The 17613-nt window shown below is 64.1% G+C and carries 14 protein-coding genes; 4 read left to right on the top strand and 10 right to left on the bottom strand.

Annotated features, from left to right (window positions below; genetic code table 11):
* Positions 1–4: 4 nt before the first annotated feature.
* The 4 genes from ACNEOT_RS08220 to ACNEOT_RS08205 are packed head-to-tail and all read right to left on the bottom strand — an operon-like array spanning position 5 to position 5248.
* The gene (locus tag ACNEOT_RS08220) at positions 5–1603 is read right to left on the bottom strand and encodes an acyl-CoA carboxylase subunit beta (protein WP_415973389.1); all 1599 of its coding nucleotides are present in this window, start codon (positions 1601–1603) and stop codon (positions 5–7) included.
* Positions 1600–2748 carry an acyl-CoA dehydrogenase family protein gene (locus tag ACNEOT_RS08215; RefSeq protein ID WP_415973388.1) on the bottom strand — a complete coding sequence of 383 codons (1149 nt, stop codon included), beginning with the start codon at positions 2746–2748 and terminating at the stop codon, positions 1600–1602. The genes ACNEOT_RS08220 and ACNEOT_RS08215 overlap by 4 nt, the downstream gene beginning before the upstream one ends.
* Positions 2745–4439 carry an acyclic terpene utilization AtuA family protein gene (locus ACNEOT_RS08210; protein WP_415973387.1) on the bottom strand — a complete coding sequence of 565 codons (1695 nt, stop codon included), beginning with the start codon at positions 4437–4439 and terminating at the stop codon, positions 2745–2747. Before ACNEOT_RS08210 ends, ACNEOT_RS08215 begins: the two co-directional genes overlap by 4 nt.
* Entirely contained in the window at positions 4436–5248 is an 813-nt protein-coding gene (locus ACNEOT_RS08205) for a TIGR03084 family metal-binding protein (protein ID WP_415973386.1), read from the bottom strand. Before ACNEOT_RS08205 ends, ACNEOT_RS08210 begins: the two co-directional genes overlap by 4 nt.
* A gap of 100 nt (positions 5249–5348) precedes the next feature.
* On the opposite strand from ACNEOT_RS08205, the gene ACNEOT_RS08200 reads away from it, so the two are divergent.
* The 3 genes from ACNEOT_RS08200 (at position 5349) to ACNEOT_RS08190 (ending at position 9008) form a co-directional block, all read left to right on the top strand.
* Positions 5349–6401: an endonuclease/exonuclease/phosphatase family protein gene (locus ACNEOT_RS08200; protein WP_415973701.1), complete on the top strand. Its 1053-nt coding sequence runs from the start codon at positions 5349–5351 to the stop codon at positions 6399–6401.
* 7 nt (positions 6402–6408) lie between these two features.
* A complete protein-coding gene (locus tag ACNEOT_RS08195; protein ID WP_415973385.1) occupies positions 6409–6864 on the top strand; it encodes an ASCH domain-containing protein in 456 nt (151 codons plus the stop codon).
* A 233-nt stretch (positions 6865–7097) separates the two neighbouring features.
* Complete coding sequence (locus ACNEOT_RS08190; protein WP_415973384.1) at positions 7098–9008, top strand: DUF222 domain-containing protein; 1911 nt, start codon at positions 7098–7100, stop codon at positions 9006–9008.
* Positions 9009–9113: 105 nt separating this feature from the next.
* On the opposite strand, the gene ACNEOT_RS08185 is transcribed toward ACNEOT_RS08190, so the two are convergent.
* The 3 genes from ACNEOT_RS08185 to ACNEOT_RS08175 form a co-directional block, all read right to left on the bottom strand.
* Positions 9114–11276: an ArnT family glycosyltransferase gene (locus tag ACNEOT_RS08185; protein ID WP_415973383.1), complete on the bottom strand. Its 2163-nt coding sequence runs from the start codon at positions 11274–11276 to the stop codon at positions 9114–9116.
* A gap of 101 nt (positions 11277–11377) precedes the next feature.
* Complete coding sequence (locus ACNEOT_RS08180; RefSeq protein ID WP_415973382.1) at positions 11378–11890, bottom strand: class F sortase; 513 nt, start codon at positions 11888–11890, stop codon at positions 11378–11380.
* A gap of 210 nt (positions 11891–12100) precedes the next feature.
* Entirely contained in the window at positions 12101–13591 is a 1491-nt protein-coding gene (locus ACNEOT_RS08175) for an ice-binding family protein (protein WP_415973381.1), read from the bottom strand.
* A gap of 395 nt (positions 13592–13986) precedes the next feature.
* On the opposite strand from ACNEOT_RS08175, the gene ACNEOT_RS08170 reads away from it, so the two are divergent.
* Positions 13987–14724 (top strand): TetR/AcrR family transcriptional regulator C-terminal domain-containing protein, encoded by a 738-nt coding sequence (locus ACNEOT_RS08170; protein ID WP_415973380.1) that lies wholly within the window; start codon positions 13987–13989, stop codon positions 14722–14724.
* On the opposite strand, the gene ACNEOT_RS08165 is transcribed toward ACNEOT_RS08170, so the two are convergent.
* From ACNEOT_RS08165 to ACNEOT_RS08155, 3 genes are all read right to left on the bottom strand, one after another.
* The gene (locus tag ACNEOT_RS08165) at positions 14678–15394 is read right to left on the bottom strand and encodes an alpha/beta fold hydrolase (protein WP_415973379.1); all 717 of its coding nucleotides are present in this window, start codon (positions 15392–15394) and stop codon (positions 14678–14680) included. The two genes, ACNEOT_RS08170 and ACNEOT_RS08165, sit on opposite strands and share 47 nt — an antisense overlap.
* A 122-nt stretch (positions 15395–15516) precedes the next feature.
* The gene (locus ACNEOT_RS08160) at positions 15517–16152 is read right to left on the bottom strand and encodes a class F sortase (RefSeq protein WP_415973378.1); all 636 of its coding nucleotides are present in this window, start codon (positions 16150–16152) and stop codon (positions 15517–15519) included.
* Positions 16153–16158: 6 nt separating this feature from the next.
* The gene (locus ACNEOT_RS08155) at positions 16159–17478 is read right to left on the bottom strand and encodes an ice-binding family protein (RefSeq protein ID WP_415973377.1); all 1320 of its coding nucleotides are present in this window, start codon (positions 17476–17478) and stop codon (positions 16159–16161) included.
* Between the last annotated feature and the right edge of the window lie 135 nt (positions 17479–17613).

Here is a 17613-nt window from a genome sequence, read left to right as displayed (position 1 = left end):
GGCTTCACATCCGGAAGACACCGAAGTTGGCGGTGCCTTCGATCGGGGCAGTGGCGATGGCCGACAGGCACATTCCCACTACCGTACGAGTATCACGGGGGTCGATCACGCCGTCGTCGTAGAGGCGTCCGGACAGGAACATCGGCATCGACTCGGCTTCGATCTGGCCCTCGATCATGGCGCGCATTCCGGCGTCGGCCTCGGGGTCGAAGGCTTGGCCGCGAGCTTCGGCGGCGGCGCGTCCGACGATGGAGATGACCCCGGCCAGCTGCGCTCCGCCCATGACGGCGGACTTGCTGGACGGCCAGGCGAAAAGGAATCGCGGATCGAAGGCGCGTCCGCACATGCCGTAGTGACCCGCTCCGTAGGAAGCGCCGAGCAGGATCGAGATGTGCGGGACGGTGGAGTTGGAGACGGCATTGATCATCATCGAGCCGTGCTTGATCATCCCGCCTTCCTCGTATTCCTTACCGACCATGTAGCCGGTGGTGTTGTGCAGGAACAGAAGTGGAGTGTTCGATCGATTGGCGAGTTGGATGAACTGCGTCGCCTTCTGTGATTCCTCACTGAACAGCACACCGCGAGCATTGGCGAGGATACCGATCGGATAACCGTGCAGCTCGGCCCATCCGGTGACGAGCGAGCCGCCGTACATGGGCTTGAACTCGTCGAAGTCGGAGCCGTCGACGATGCGAGCGATGACCTCGCGCGGGTCGAACGGGATCTTCAGATCGGTGGGGACGATACCGAGGAGGTCCTCGGGGTCGGCCAATGGCTCGATGACCTCGGCGCGAGGTTCGGGGCCCTTCTTCTTCCAGTTCAACCTGGAGACGATGCTGCGTCCGATGCGTATGGCGTCCTGCTCGTCGACGGCGAAGTAGTCTGCGAGACCCGACTTTCGGGCGTGCATCTCGGCCCCGCCTAGAGACTCGTCGTCGGAGTCCTCGCCGGTGGCCATCTTCACGAGCGGTGGCCCGGCGAGGAAGACCTTCGATCGTTCCTTGATCATGACGACGTGATCGGACATGCCGGGGATGTACGCACCGCCGGCGGTGGAGTTTCCGAATACCAACGCGATGGTGGGAATTCCGGCCGCGGAGAGCTGCGTCAGATCGCGGAACATGCGCCCGCCCGGGATGAACACCTCCTTCTGCGTCGGCAGGTCGGCACCACCGGACTCGACGAGTGAGATGACCGGAAGACGGTTCTGCGTGGCGATGTCGTTGCCGCGGAAACCCTTCTTGAGGGTCCACGGGTTACTCGAACCGCCGCGCACCGTCGGATCGTTCGCGACGATGAGACATTCGACCCCGCACACGACGCCGATGCCCATCACGGTGCTCGCACCGACCGGAAAGTCGCTGCCCCAGGCCGCGAGTGGGCACAGTTCCAGAAAAGCCGAATCCTCGTCGATGAGCAGCTCGATGCGTTCGCGCGCGAGCAGCTTGCCGCGCTTCTTGTGACGCTCGATGTACTTCTGGCCGCCACCGAGAAGTGCTTTGTCGTGCTCGGCGTCGATCTCGGCGAGTTTGGTGTTCATGGCCTCGACGCTTCCGGAGTACTGCTCCGATGCGGTGTCGAGGGCGGACTTGAGCACGCTCATGCCTGGTACCCCAATCGTTTTGCTGCCAATCCGGTCAGAATTTCGGTGGTGCCGCCGCCGATGCCGAGGATTCGCATGTCGCGGTACTGTCGCTCGACCTCGCTCTCGCGCATGTAGCCGAGCCCACCGAAGAGCTGCACCGCCTGATTGGCAACCCACTCTCCCGACTCGACGGCGGTGTTCTTCGCGAAGCAGACCTCGGCGATGAAATCTTGGTTCTCCTGCATGGATCGCTCGACGAGGGAGCGGGTGTAGACCCGCGCGATGTCGATCTTGCGAGCCATCTCGGTGACGGTGTTCTGTACGGATTGCCGTGCGATGAGCGGCTTTCCGAAGGTCTCGCGGTCGCGCACCCACTGCAGCGTCAGATCGAGGCACCGTTGCGCACTGGCGTAGGCCTGGGCCGCGAGGGCGATGCGCTCGGTGAGGAACGCCTGCGCAATCTGCACGAAGCCGCTGTTCTCGGCACCGACCAGGTTGGCCACCGGCACCCGTGCGTCGACGAAGGAGAGTTCGGCGGTATCGGATGCGCGCCAACCCATCTTGTCGAGCTTGCTCGTCACCTCGAAGCCGGGTGTGCCCTTCTCGATGACGAGCAGCGAGACACCCGCGGCGCCGTCGCCTCCGGTGCGGACCGCAGTGACGACGAAATCGGCTCGGCACCCCGAGGTGATGTACGTCTTGGAACCGTTGACGACGTAGTGGTCACCGTCTCTGACCGCCTTCGTTCTGAGGTGCCCGACGTCGGAGCCGCCCCCTGGCTCGGTGATGGCGAGCGAGCCGATCTTCTCCCCCGCCAGTGTCGGCACGACCCACTTCTCGATCTGCTCCGGGTCTCCGGCGGCAATCAAGTGCGGCAACGCAATTCCGCAGGTGAACAAGGATGCGAACAGTCCACCGGACGCGCCGGCCTGATGCATCTCCTCGCAGATCAGAACCGCGTCGGCGACATCCCCGCCGCTACCTCCGACCTCCTCGGGAAAGCCGGCTCCGAGCAAACCGAGAGCGGCAGCCTTCTTGTGCAGATCACGCGGAATCTCGCCGTCGGCTTCCCACTGATTCATGTGCGGTGCGATGTCGTGCTCGACGAAGCTGCGCACGGTCTTTCGAAGCTGCTGACGCTCGGGCGTCGTCCAGATGCTCATACGAGTTCTCCTGTGAACGCGAGTGTTTCCGGGATGTCGATGTGCCGCGACCGCAGCCATTCACCGAGTCCCTTGGCCTGTGGGTCGAATCGTGCCTGCGATGCAACGCCCTGACCGAGGATGCCCTCGATGACGAAGTTGACCGCCCGCAGATTGGGCAATACGTGGCGGGTGACGGTGAGGGGCTCGGCCTCGGGCAGCATCGTCTTGAGGGTGTTCACAGTCAATGCATGGACGAGCCAAGCGAATTCGTCGTCGGTACGGACCCACACTCCGACGTTCGCGTTGCCGCCCTTGTCGCCGCTACGGGCCGCGGCGATGGTCCCGAGTGGCAGCCTGATGGTCGCTTCCGGCGCTCTCGGTGCGGGCAGAGCCGGTTCGGTCACCGCTTCCAGTGCTCGCGTCTGCCGGGACGGAGCGATGATGCGCTCGGTGCCGTCGGCGAGGTGCGCCACGTGCGGCACCTCGGTGGCGTCGACGAATCCGGCGGTGAACACCCCGTACGGTGCACCGTTTCCGGGTGGCGCGGTGACGGAGAATCCGGGGTAGCTGGCCAACGCCAGTTCGACTGCTACCGCCGAGAACTGACGTCCGACGATGTCGGGGTTGCTGTCGCGGACGACGCACCGCAACAGAGCGCTGGCCGTCTCCTCGGTCTCGGCGTCGGGCTTGTCGGTGCGAACGAGGGTCCAGTCCAGCTCGGCCGGCCTGGCAGTGAGCCAGGACTCGAACTGTCGCTGCGCCAGTTCGGCTTTGGCCTCGATGTCGAGACCGGTGAGGACCATCGTGAATTCGTTGCGGAAGCCGCCGAGTGCGTTGAGCGACACCTTGTAAGTGGGCGGTGGAGCTTCACCGGTCACTCCGGTGACGGACACTCGATCACTGGCCTCCTGCGTCAGGATCGCCGTGTCGATACGTGCAGTGACATCGGGGTTCGCGTAACGGCCGCCGGTGATTTCGTACAGCAGCTGAGCGGTCACGGTGCCGACACTGACAGCACCGCCGGTGCCCTCGTGCTTGGTGATGACGGAGGAACCGTCGGCCTCGATCTCGGCGATGGGGAATCCGGGCCGAGACATGTCCGCGATTTCGGTGAAGAAGGAGTAGTTGCCACCCGTCGCCTGAGTTCCGCACTCGATGACGTGCCCGGCGATAACAGCCCCGGCCAACGCGTCGTAATCGGTTTCGGTCCAGCCGAAGTGAGCTGCCGCCGGTCCGACGATGACACTGGCGTCGGTGACGCGCCCGGTGACGACGACGTCGGCCCCCGAGTTCAGGCATTCCACGATGCCCCACGCGCCGAGGTAGGCATTGGCCGTGAGCGGGTTGCCGAGGCCGAGTTCGGCAGCTCTGCCGAGGAGGTCGTCGCCGTCGACGTAGGCGATCTTCGCGCCGGAGTCCAGTTTTTCGAGTGCCTCCGCGAGGCCTCGGGGATTGAGTCCGCCGGCATTGGCGACGATCTTGACGCCCTTGTCGAGCGCCAGGGCGAGGCAGTCCTCTGCTTGGCGCAGAAAGGTTTTGGCGTAGCCGCGGGTCGCGTCCTTCATACGATCGCGGCCGAGGATGAGCATCGTCAACTCGGCGAGGTAGTCGCCGGTGAGATAGTCGAGGTCGCCGCCTTCGAGCATCTCGCGCATGGCGGAGAGCCGGTCTCCGTAGAAGCCGGAACAATTGCCGATTCGTACTGTCATGCTTTCTCGCGTCCTGATTGTGGCCGTCCGCCCCCTGGAGGGCCTGCGAAGGCTTGAGCGATGGTGAGCCAGTGCGCGGCGTCGGTCCCCTCGGCGTGAACGGCGAGGTCGTCGCGGTGAGCGCGTTGGGTGACGAGGAGGCAGAAATCGAGAGCCGGGCCGGTGACCCGCTGGTTCGCCTCCTCGGGCCCCCAGGCCCAGAGCTCACCCGACGGCGCGGTGAGTTCTATGCGAAACGGTTCGGTGGGTGGAGCCTGCTGGTTGACCGCGTAGGCGAAATCTCTTGTGCGGACTCCGATGTGCGCCACTCCGCGGATCCTGTCGGTGGGAACGCGCGTGACGCCCACCGCGTCGGCGACGTCCTGGCCGTGTGCCCAGGTCTCCATCAGACGCGCGGTGGCCATGGACGCCGCGCTCATCGGCGGGCCGAACCATTCGATCTTGGTTCCCGACGGCACCTGCAGCAGCGCTTCCGTCATGGCGGTGCGTCGGGTTCGCCATTCGCTCAGGAGGTTCGGGTTGCGAGATTCTTCCTCCGCGGCCTCGTCGACGAAGCCGGTGGGGTTCTCCCACGCCCTCTTCAGGGTGACCGCGAACTCCGCTGTCGCGTCGGCGTCGCCGGATGCACCGGACGTGGTGCGCTCCGCGACGTGATCCGTCCAGGAAAGATGTGCGATCTGGTGCGCGACGGTCCAGCCCTCGGCTGGTGTCGGTGCCTCCCATCGCTCCGGAGTCAAGTCGGCCACGAGCGCATCGAGGTCGTTGCCCTCGGCGCGAAGGTCGGCGATGAGCGTGTCGAGGTCTGCCATCGGTCCAGCTTCACAAAGAGCCAAGAAAAAAGCAAGCACGCCTGCTTGTTAATTCGTAACCTCGTGTTCGCTTGCCGTCTCTACGGTGTCGAGCGTGAGAATGTCGAGAGTCGTGGCCGTGATCGTTACCATCACCTTCATGGCTGCTGGTTGCTCTTCTGCGGATCCGGCCCCCGACGAACCGTCGAACATTCGGGTGGCGACGTTCAATGCCAGCCTCAACCGGCCTGCGGCCGGACAGTTGGTGACCGATCTGACCGGTGAGAACGCACAGGCCCGCGCGGTGGCCGACGTGATCGCCGAGAACTCACCGGACGTGTTGCTGGTCAACGAGTTCGACTACTCCGGCGACGATGCTCCGGCCCTGTTCAACGACAACTACCTGGATGGTCGGTACCCACACTTCTTCACCGCACCGGTGAACACGGGCGTCGATTCGGGACTCGACCTGGACCGGGACGGCAAGCTCGGCGGGCCGGGCGATGCATGGGGTTTCGGTCAGTTCCCGGGTCAGTACGGGATGGTCGTCTACTCGAAGTTCCCGATCGACACCGATTCGGTACGTACGTTCCAGAATTTTCTGTGGAAGGACATGCCGGACTCGCTGTTGCCGCGCGACTACTACGGCGAGGCGTCGGACGCGCTTCGGCTGTCCAGCAAGTCGCACTGGGACGTGCCGATCGACGTGAACGGGAAGACGCTGCACGTGCTGGCATCACACCCCACTCCCCCGTCGTTCGACGGACAAGAGGACCGCAACGGCAAGCGCAATCACGACGAGATTCGGCTCAGCGCCGACTACATCTCGGGTGCGGACTACCTCTACGACGACAAGGGTGTGCGCGGCGGGCTCGAGGACGGTGCGTCGTTCATCATGCTGGGCGATCAGAACAGCGACCCGGTCGACGGCGATTCGGTAGCGGGTGCCATCGCGCAGGTTCTCGATCTCGCGCGGGTTCAGGATCCGGCGCCCACATCCGCCGAACACGGCACGGACACAGCCGATTTCTCGGACCCGACGCCGGGCGATCTGCGCGTGGACTACGTCCTGCCGTCGGACGATCTGACGGTGATCGACTCGCAGGTGTACTGGCCGAATCAGCCCGAGCACCCCTCCGACCACCGACTGGTGTGGGCAGACCTCGAAATATGATCCGACAGTGTCCGAGCTACCGCTAGTCGAATTCGCGTTCCCTGGGCCCCTGAGGGATGCCCTGGTTTCGGCGGTTCTGTCCGGCGAGAAGACCACCACAGCGAGCCTGTTGGCGCAGTATGCGGACGAGGACCTACCGAGGGTCGGTGAGCGCGGCGCGGTAGTGGATTCCGCCGAAGCCGTAGTGGGGGTCATCGAGACGATAGCGGTAGATATCGTTGCGCTGAAGAATGTTTCGTTGCACCACGCCCTCGACGAGGGCGAGGGATACATCGACGTTGCGCAGTGGCGGGCCGGCCACGAGAAGTTCTGGCAGTCGGCCGCAGTCCGCGAAGAACTCGGCGACCCGCACTTCACCGTGAACGACGATACCCAGGTGGTTCTGGAGCGATTCGAGCTCGTGGCGGCCCCGGGGACAGCCTGCGATCCAGGGGCCGATGCCAAGAAATACTCGCCGAACTGAAGGCGTCCAGTCGCGGGCGGGTATGTGAGAAGCATCGGCACGCAGCACTGACCGCGAGACAGTCGGTGCGTGCATCGGGATCGAGAATTGTGTCGGTGGGCGGGTGTATAGAGCGCAATTCTCCGATCTTGTTTCTGCGCAACATAATTGGGGTTGACCGGTGTCGGAATCCGAAGTATCATCGAACATACGTTCTATCGCTGTTGGGAACACATGCCGGGGGGCGACTCGAGATGACTGCATCTACAACGACGCGGAGTCGGTTCGCTGCCTATCTCGGGCCGCAATCGAAGCCGTACATCGACAGTGCAGCGCTGGGCGAGATCCGCGACATCGCGATCCTCGAGAATCAGGCGTGCGCTCGCAAGGTTGCTCTGGCCGCTGATATCTGGGACAAGTGCATTCATCAAAATGTGCTCGTCGGTGATGTCATCCACGACGCGGGCAACTATGCGGCCTCCGAAATTGCGCACGTTCTGGGTTGCTCCAAGACCGTCGCGAACACATACGCCGAGGTCGGAATGGACCTGCGGCTTCGGCTTCCCGCCGTCGCAGCCGCATTCGGGGCCGGCGAGCTCGATTTACCTCGAGTTCGTGCGATCTACCGCTGCACCCACAATCTGACGCTGGAGGCGGCGACGGCCGTCCAGCGCGAAGTTCTGCACGCTGCCCGACGATTGTCGCCCGGTCCGCTCGCGACCGAAATTTGGTCGATCATGTTCCGCATCGCGCCCGAGGAGGCCGCCGCGCTGCGCACGGAATTGGAACGGCACACCAACGTCACGTACACCGACAAAGATGTGTTGTCGACGCTGAAAGCTGACCTCACCGCTGCCGACGCCGCCGCTGCCTGGCAACTCATCAACGAGATGGCCGCAACCGTATGTCGTCGAGATCCACGGAACAGAGGACAGAAGCGAGCGGCGGCGTATGTTGCTCTGCTGCACCAGGAATCCTCCATGGCATGCATGTGCGAGCCCGACGAGGACAATCCGTGCACGGCCGATACCTCGCGACCCGATCGGCGTACACCGCTGACGGTCATCACTGTCGACCTCGCCACCCTTGCCGGATTACTGTCCAATCCGGCTCACCTGGCCGGCCACGGCAGCATCGACGCAGACTACGCCCGCGAACTCGCCGGCAACGCTCACTGGCAGATCCTCCTCACCGAGGCGCGCGATCTTGCCGAGAAGCTCGGCTACGGCGACGACCTGGAGTCACTCACCGAGCTCGATACCGACCTCGCGACCAGTAGCGACAACAGTGACACCGGCGCAGGTGCCAAAGGCACAACCGACAGCGGCAGCAAGCCGAATCGCAACGCGACGCAAGGCGACGGGACGAAAGTCGGTGGGCCGAGAGGCAACGGGCAGAGAGGCAACGGGCCGAAAAGCAGCGGGCACACGGTGTTTCATCCGCTGGGGCGCGGTCGGCGTCGCACCGGCGGGTCCGTTCCCAGGCCCCCGCGAGCGCCGTATTTCGCACAAGCACAGTCCGCACAATCACAGTCGGCACAAGGACAGTCCCCACAAGGACTGCGCAACACCTGTATCGCCACGCCGTATCGAGGCACCTACACCTTCGTCGCCGATTTCGAAGCGGCCATCGCGGCCGATCCGACACTCGGACTTGCCCTGCACCCGGACGGGCACGGCGGTCTCGTGGTGCCGCCACCCGGAGCTCTCGTATATCGACCGACTGCTGCACTGGCAGAGCTCATTCGGCATCGCGATCGCACCTGCAGGCATCCGGGGTGCGATGTCCCGGCTCGGCAATGCGACATCGACCATATAGTCCCGTACTTCCATCGCGATCCCTCGACGGGCGGCTGGACCATCGACACCAACCTGCACTGCCTGTGCCGCTACCACCACAGCCTCAAGACCATGGGCCTGTGGACTCCCGTCATGCTCGCCGGCGGTGCCGAGTTCTGGATCTCAAACGCCGGCACCACCGCGGTCACCGTTCCCGGCACGACCCACCCCGCAGACCTCAGCCACCTGCAGAAGGTCCACTCGAAGCCCAGAGGGGCAGCGATCGAGCAAGATTGGTCGACTTCGAGGGCTGCGAAACCACAACCGACCCCGCAACCGACTCCACTGATGACCTCGACGCCCGAGGACGAGCCACCGCCCTTCTGACCAGACCCGAGGGTGCACACACTTGTTCCGCCGCAGTCGAATACATCTGCGACGGAAAAAGTGTGCGTTTCTGCCGTGTGTTCGGTCGTACCGTTCGGTCTTCGGTCAGCCTGCGTAGGAACTGAGGTCGTACACCGTCGCGCCGCCGACAGTGGTGGCCGTGAAGTTCGCCTCGACCCATTCCTGAATCTGCGAGGACGTACTCTCCGTGTCGCCGCCCATTCCGCCACGAGCCATACCGCCACCCATGCCGCCGGACACGTAGTACGTCACTTCGTGGTTGGAGACGTACTCGATGAACTCGTCGAGCGACGGCGCCGGGTCACCGCTCCAGCCACCGATCGCCATCACCGCAGTATCGGACGACAACTCGTACCCCGCAGCCGACATAGAGCCGTTCACTGCAACAGACCAGCGCGTGGTCGTGGACTCGAGCAGAGTCGTCAACTCCTCGTTGGTCTCACCGCCCATACCGCCACCCATGCTGGGCATGCTGGGCATGCCGCCATCGCCTGTCCCCAATCCCGTCGGAAGACCTGCCGCATCGGCAGTCGCTCCCGCAGCAGCAGCACCGACGTATGCCGCAACACCATCGGCACCAGCACCGTCCGGCACGGCACCGTCCGGCAGAGCACTGTCAGTCGCGGCACCATCGGCAGCACCGGCCGGCAGCGCACCGTCCGGCATTCCGCTGGTCGGCATTCCGCTGGTCGGCATTCCGCCACCCATTCCTCCCATACCACCGTCGCTGACTGCACCGGTCGGACCTGCGGTCGGAATCGACCCGCTGTGCGCGTTGGTTGTGGTGGCAATGGCGTACGACGCCCCGCCGCCCAGACCTGCGACCGCACCGAGGATCAGCGCCGCCGCTGCGAGTTTCTTGTAGCGCCCGGCCAGCATGATCATCACAGCTGCCACGACGGTTCCGGCCAACAAGATCCATTTCAGGGCCGGCAGCCAATCTGCGTTACGGTGCAACAACACCCAACTCCAGGTGCCGGCAGAAATCATCATTGCCGCCATACCGGCTCTGCCCCAAATTGATTCACGTCGAACCCACAGTGCATAGCCGCCGGTGCCGATCATGCCCGCAAGAGCCGGGGCCAGCGCCACGGTGTAGTACGGGTGAATCGTTCCGGACATGTAGCTGAAGATCAGCGCCGTCACCAGGAACCAGCCGCCCCACAGGATCAGCGACGCGCGCAGCAGATCGGTACGCGGTGCCCGGCCACGAGCGATCGACCCGAATACCAACGCCACCAGCGCAGCCGGGATGAGCCACGAGATCTGAATCCCCATCTCACTGCCGAACAACCGATCCAACCCGGTCGAGCCACCGAAGCTGGATCCCGCGGCGCCTGCACTCATTCCGGCGGGTGCCTCCATCCCACCCCCGCCGGTGTTGCCGAAGATACGACCGAAACCGTTGTATCCGAGCACCAGATCCATCACGGTGTTGTCGGTGGACCCGCCGATGTACGGTCGGGCGCTCACGGGCCACAGCTGAACCGTCACCACCCACCATCCGGCCGCCACGACCAACGCCGCGAAGGCACCCATCAAGTGGACCAGCCGAGACCGCAACTGCGCCTGCCCCGCAACGAGATACGTCAACCCGAATGCCGGCAACACCAGCAGTCCCTGCAACATCTTTGTGAGGAATGCAAAGCCCAGTGCAACACCAGCAAGCGCCAACCACATCGCGGCCCGTCGTCCCGCTGTCGTCTGCAGAGACCTCACGACGAAGTAGCCGCCGAGCGTCATGAGCAGAACCAGCAGTGCGTCGGGATTGTCGAAGTCGAACATCAACGCCGCCGCCGGAACCGACGCAAGCGCGAAGCCCGCCAACAGGCCGGCCGTGGGATTCGCGACGCGCTTGACGGCGGCGTACACGGTGGCCACCGAGGCGACGCCCATCAACGCCTGCGGAAGAAGCAGACCGAAGCTCGAGAACCCGAACAGTCGAGCGGACAGCCCCATCACCCACAGCGAGGCCGGCGGCTTGTCCACGGTGATGAAGTTCTCGGAGTCGAGCGACCCGAAGAACCACGCCGTCCAGTCCTTGGTACCCGCCTGCACCGCAGCGGCGTAGAACGTGTTCGCGTACCCACTTGCCGTCAGATTCCAGAGGTACAGCGTCGCGGTGGCAGCGAGCAGACCCAGCAGCCCCAGCAGGTGGCGGCGGCGATACCACCACCGGCCCTGCCAGGACGGCTGGCGGGCGTGCGACGGCGGCATCGCAGCCGGTCGGTCGAGTTGGGCAGTCATCGCAGATCCTGTTCGTCGAAGTTGTCGACTACGAGAATGTGCGATGGAACGTCGGCCGAGCTGGGAGCAGGCTGCGAACTACCTGTGAGCTCGGGTCTCGATCAGACGCGGTCGGCGTACACGACGATATTGTCCTCGTAACTGGAGACATCCGAGTCGAATTGGCCGCCGCAGGTGATCAGACGCAAGCCGGGATGATCGATATCGCCGTAGACCTGCTGCGTGGGAAACGCATCCTTCGGATACTGCTCCACCGAGCTGACGACGAACCGAACCGTGTTCCCGTCCTGGCCGACGACGGTGACGTCGTCGCCCTGCTCGAGTTCGCTGAGCCGGTAGAAGACACCGGGGCTGCCGCCCCAATCCACGTGTCCTGCAACGATCGACGGTCCCAACTGACCAGGAACCGGCGACCCGGTGTACCAACCGGCGGGGAAACCGCCCGCCGGAACTTCCATGGAGCCGTCCGAACGCAGACCGAGACCCATCACATCGGAATCGACACCGATAGCGCCGATCTCGATGCGAGCGGGCGGGGAACCCGACTCGACACCTGAATCACTCCCCTGCGTCGGAGTCGAATTCGGCTGTGCCACAGCCTCGGTAGACGTCACAGCCTCAGTAGACGTCACAGCCTCGGTAGACTCTGCCGGCACGGCACGAGCCGGAGCCGGCTGATCCACGGGCGTCGCACACCCGGACACGAGCGCGATCGACATCAGGACGGCTGCCACCGCCGCCCGTACTACAACCCGGTATCGAGTTGTAGTACGGGCGACAGCAGCGGGGGAATCAATTTCCCTGTTCGCGTGCATCTTTCGATCTCAGCGACGACGACGGGTCAGCGCCAGGACCGATACCGCACCTGCGGTAAGCACCGCAAGCACACTCCACATCGGAATCATCGACGCTGCGGTGGGCCGCGACGTGGTGCTGCCGTCACCTGTCTCGACACCGCCGTTGGGGATCTGAGTGATCTGACCACCCGGGTTGTACGTGCCCGGCTGACCCGGCTGACCTGGCTGACCTGGCTGACCTGGCTGACCGGGCTGATTCGGAACACCGGGTGTGTTCGGCTGATTCGGTGTGTTCGGTGTGTTCGGTGTATTGGGAGTGTTCGGTGTGTTCGGAGTGTTCGGTGTATTGGGAGTGTTCGGCACGTTCGGCTGATTCGGTGTGTTGGGCGTGTTCGGTTGATTCGGGATGTTCGGTTGATTCGGGATGTTCGGCGTGTTCGGCTGCTCAGGGATACCGGGCAAACCGGGTATCGGCGGGAGCGTGATCACCGGCGGCACACCGGGAATCGGCGGCACGCCCGGGATCGGGGGAACCTCGATGACGATGGGCGGTGTTCCGCCACCATCACCTGGCCCACCCGGGGTCCCGCCACCGCCACCCGGTGCAGTCGTGGTCGTCGTGGTCGTCGTCGGCGCCGCGGTGGTGGTCGTGGTGGTCGTGGTGGGTGGCACGGTGGTGGTGGTCGTGGTGGTGGGTGGCACCGTGGTCGTGGTCGTAGTCGGTGGCACCGTTGTGGTCGTCACCGGGACTGTCGCGCAGTTCGGCCGGGTGATCGTGTTGGAGTCGAGGGTGACGGCACCGCTTCGAGCCAGCAGTCGACCCTGCACAGTCGCGTTCGTCGTGGCAGTGATCGACGCCTGGGCCATGACGGTGCCGACGAACTGGGTACCGGTACCAAGCGTCGCGGAGCTACCGATCTGCCAGAACACGTTGCACGGGTTGGCCCCGTTCGTAAGCAACACTCGGCTGTTGGACGCCGTGATCAGGGTCGATGCGGCTTGGAAGATGAAGACGGCATCCGATCTTCCCTGGGCGTCGAGCGTCAGGGTTCCGGTGAGGCCGAGAGTGCCCGAGCCTCCGTACAGTCCGGCGAAGAGAGTCTGTCCACCGAGTTCGACCCCGACATTGGCCGGCCCCGTTCGCCCGGCAGCATCGTTGTATCCGACCGTGAGGCCCGCTTGCGCCGATGCCGCAACAGTGTCGCGGTCGTGAATCACTCCGCCTGTAACCTGCTGCGGTAGAAGGCCTTTCACACTGGGCGGTTCGCCTTCACCGGGGCTGACGCCGACATCGCCGACGATGACGGAAGGACCGGTATTGGTCACAGTGGACCCGGCCAGAACGGCGAAACTCTGTGCGGTTCCGAGGCCCACCGTGGTGGGTTGTGCGTCTACCGTCGACGCGTTGACCAGCATCAGCGCGCTGGTTGCCAGCGCTATCGTGCCGGCGAGCGGAATCAGAGTCGCGCCCTTTCGCCTGGACTTGGCCGAGGCAGAGCCGTGCTGCGGAGCGTGCATGAATGTACCGATCTGCTCGAGGGTTCGAGTGAAACATGTTGTCTCACTGAATGATGTGCGTTCCAAATCCCCCGACGAGATTCGTGTGCGTCTTCAGATATACCGCGACGTTCGACGAGTGCTCACTGGAACAGACCAGGGGCGTCGAGGTCTCGCAGATTCTGTACATCGTTGGTGTCACCGGCCGACTGGCTTCAGCAGGGTGACAAGAATGCGAATTCAGCGGAGGCTCATTCCCACTCCGCAACAAAGAGTTTCCCCGTATCTCTACGGTGTAGAACTACAGCACACCACGTGTAGCATCGTGCGTCAAGCCAAAAGCGTTGCCAAACAACAAGTTTGTTTGCAAGCGACTAAACGGTTCGTTTACGGCTTTACGAGAGGGGTGCCAGCCGATGTCTCCGAACAACCGATTCGGCCCACACTCCCGGGACAAGATCGACCGCGAGTACGTGGTGTCAGCTGCCCTGTCCATCGTCGATCGCAGCGGCCTCGACAGTCTGTCGATCCGCAGCCTGGCTGCATCGATCGATCGCGACCCCATGACCGTGTACCGGTACCTCCCGACCAAGGAGGCACTACTGGACGCCATAGCCGATTCGGTACTCAGCACGCTTGTCGCGGTCGATCGAACCGACCCGGACTGGCGGCACCAGCTGAGAATCTTCGCCCGGCACTACCGCGAACTCGCCCTCGAACATCCCAAGACGGTGATCCTGCTGGCCACCCGGCCGCAGTCGACCCCGCTCGGGCTCGGCACCACCAGATCTTTGAGATCGCTCGAGAGCATTCTGGCGTTGATGATCACCGCAGGATTCACCGCACCCGAGGCTCTGTCGACCTACCGACTGTTGAGGTCGTTCCTACGAGGTCACCTGTTGAGCGAGACCCAGGAAATGACCGAGAATCAGGACGAGACGGGCGACCGCCTCAGCCTCGCCCTGCGCCGACTCCCCGTCGATCAGTTTCCGCTGTTGTCCACGCTGCCGCCGCTCATCACCGAGTACGACGGTGCAGACGAGCTCGAACGTGGACTGGACGTGCTGTTCGATGGTCTCGAGCGCGCCATGCGGCCGGCCGAGGCCATCACACCCGCCGAATCGGCGCATATGTCTGCACTGCGTCCCGAGTGAGGAAGTCGATCAGGATCGCGTTGCAGAGGGCAGGCTTCTCGACCAACAGCCCGTGGGAAGTCCCTGGCACGATCGCAAGTTCGGCAGCCGGCACACTGCGGTAGAACTCGGCGGCGTGCTCGATGCTCACCTCGTCGTCGTCGCCGATCATCACCAGTGTGCGTACCGACAGCTCGGCCAGATCCGCGCCCGTCAACACCGGATCCGCGCTGTGCATGCCGTCGAGTCTGCGGACGAAGTCGCTCCGATCGCCCTGTCCCGACATGCCTCCGCCCCAACCGTCACGGTGGAACACGCTCGCGACGCAGGCGAGGCGTTCCACCAGATCCGGTCTCTGCAACGCGACCAGCAGGGCCACCACACCGCCGTCACTGCATCCGGCCAACCTCGCGGGTCCACCGACGACCTGTTCGATGAACGCGATGGTGTCGGTGGCCATGTCCGCGAACGACAATTTCGTGGAGAGCCCAGGACCCTCGACGTCGGGTGTGCGGCCGTGACCTCGACGCTCAGGTGTGTACACGCGCAGTGCCGACGCCAGGCCAGCGACGGTCGGATCCAACGCCCGCGCGTCGACGCCCCCGGGGTGCAGAAACACCACGGGATCACCGTCACCGACCGCCGCAAACCACGTTCGCACCGGACCCAACTGCACCCAGCCCTCGGTCATGAAGATCCTCCCCGTACCCGGATCCGACGCCCGGCTACACAAGAAGACCCGCGTGGGAGCGAGGAGTCACCGCGCCCACTCGTGTGCGAGCAGCGCCGTGTGTACAGCCTTGGAAAAATACCTCAAACCCGCGCTGCATACACGACGATGTTGTCGTCGTAACTGGCTGCACCGGAATCGAATTGACCACCACAGGTGATCAGCCGTAGGCCCGCATGATCGATATCGCCGTATACCGACTGGGTCGGAAATTCGTTTTTCGGGTATTGCTCGACCGCAGTGACATCGAACCGAACCTGTTGACCGTCACTGCTTGTGACGACCACCGCGTCTCCCTTGTTCAACTCGCCGAGGCGATAGAAGACACCCGCACTGCCACCCCAATCGACATGCCCGGCCAATATCGAGGGACCGAGCGATCCGGGGATCGGCGATCCGGTGTACCACCCGGCCGGAAATCCTCCCGGGGGTACCTCCATAGTGCCGTCTGCGCGCAGCCCCAGCCCCATGACCCCGGAATCGACACCGATCGCGGCGATCTCGATCCGAATCGGAGGTGACCCCGCACCGACCGCATTCTCGCCGGTCGACTCAGTAGGACCGACCGACTCGGCGGGGGCAGGCACCGTGTCACTCGATGCCGTCCTCGGGCTCGGCCCCGGGTCCGCCGGAGTGGCGCAACCGACGAGCAGCGCGATCATCATGACTATCCCGGCCGCCACCAGCGGCAGGAAGCGGGCGTTCTTCACAGAGCTCACCGAGAGTCAGCGTCGAATACGAACCAGGGAGAGGGCCAAGGTCGAACTGCCGATCACCGATATCAACAGAATCCACACCGGGACCGAGGTCGGGCTCCGGTCGTGCAGGGAACTTCCGTCGCCAGTGTCGACACCGCCCATGGGAATCTGGGTGATCTGACCACCAGGGTTGTACTGACCCGGTTGACCCGGCTGACCCGGCTGACCCGGCTGTCCTGGCTGTCCTGGCTGTCCTGGCTGTCCTGGCTGTCCTGGCTGTCCTGGCTGTCCTGGCTGTCCCGGCGTGTTCGGGATACCCGGAATCTGCGGCAATGTGATGACAGGAGGCAGCCCTGGTATGCCCGGAATCTGCGGGATCGTAATGACAGGAGGACCTGCGGTTGTCGTCGCGCCCGCGGTCGTCGTGGTCGTCGTCGCGTCGGTGGTTGTCGTCGCGTCGGTGGTCGTCGTCGCGTCCGTGGTCGTCGTGGTCGTCGTCGCGTCGGTGGTTGTCGTCGCGTCGGTGGTCGTCGTCGCGTCCGTGGTCGTCGTGGTCGTCGTCGCGTCCGTGGTCGTCGTCGCGTCCGTGGTCGTCGTGGTCGTCGTCGCGTCAGTGGTCGTCGTCGCGTCGGTGGTCGTGGTCGTTGTTGTTGTCGGCGGCGTTGTCGTTGTCGTCGTCGGCTCCCCGCACACCGGCCTGGTAATGGTGTTGGAATCGAGCGTCACCGCACCATTACGCGCCAGCATGCGTCCCTGGACCGTCGTTCCCGTTGTGACCGTGATCGATGCAAGGGCCATGATCGTACCGACGAACTCCGTGTCGGTGCCGAGGGTGGCCGAGCTTCCGATCTGCCAGAACACGTTGCAAGGGTTTGCTCCGTTGATCAGTAGGACGCTGCTCTCCGATGCAGTGGTGAGCGTCGAGCCTGCCTGAAAGATGAACACAGCGTTCGAGTTTCCCTGCGCATCGAGGGTCACCTGTCCGGTCAGACCAATTTCGGTCGTTGCTCTGTAGACCCCGGCTGTGAAGGTCGATCCGCCGATTTCGACACCGATCGCGGTCGGCGGAGTCCGGCCGGCGGCATCGTTGTACGCGACTGTCAAATCCGACTGCGCCTGCGCAGCCGCGGCAGTGCGATCCTCGATCGTTCCCCCGGTGACCACTCCGGGCGGAAAACCGGTAACGCCGGGCGGATCGCCGACACCAGGACTCACCCCGATGCTGCCGGAAATCACCGACGTACCGGTATTGGTCACCGTCGAGCCCGCCAGTACTGCATAACTGTCAGCCGTGCCGAGCCCCACGGTCGAAGGTTGAGCTGCAACCGGTGAGGCGTGGAGCAGCATCAAACCTACGATTGCCGTCGCGATAGAACCCGCCAGAGGGAACAGCCTCTTGCGTGAAATTGAGCGTCCGGATTTCGCATTGCCATATTCCGAAGAATGCATGGGCGTCCCTGAAGTCCGTAGGATCGATGTAAA

It is taken from the genome of Rhodococcus sp. 077-4 (assembly GCF_047782425.1).
Lineage (GTDB): Bacteria > Actinomycetota > Actinomycetes > Mycobacteriales > Mycobacteriaceae > Rhodococcoides.
Note: the sequence above shows the minus strand (reverse complement) of the source record. Positions and strands in the feature narration are given on the sequence as shown.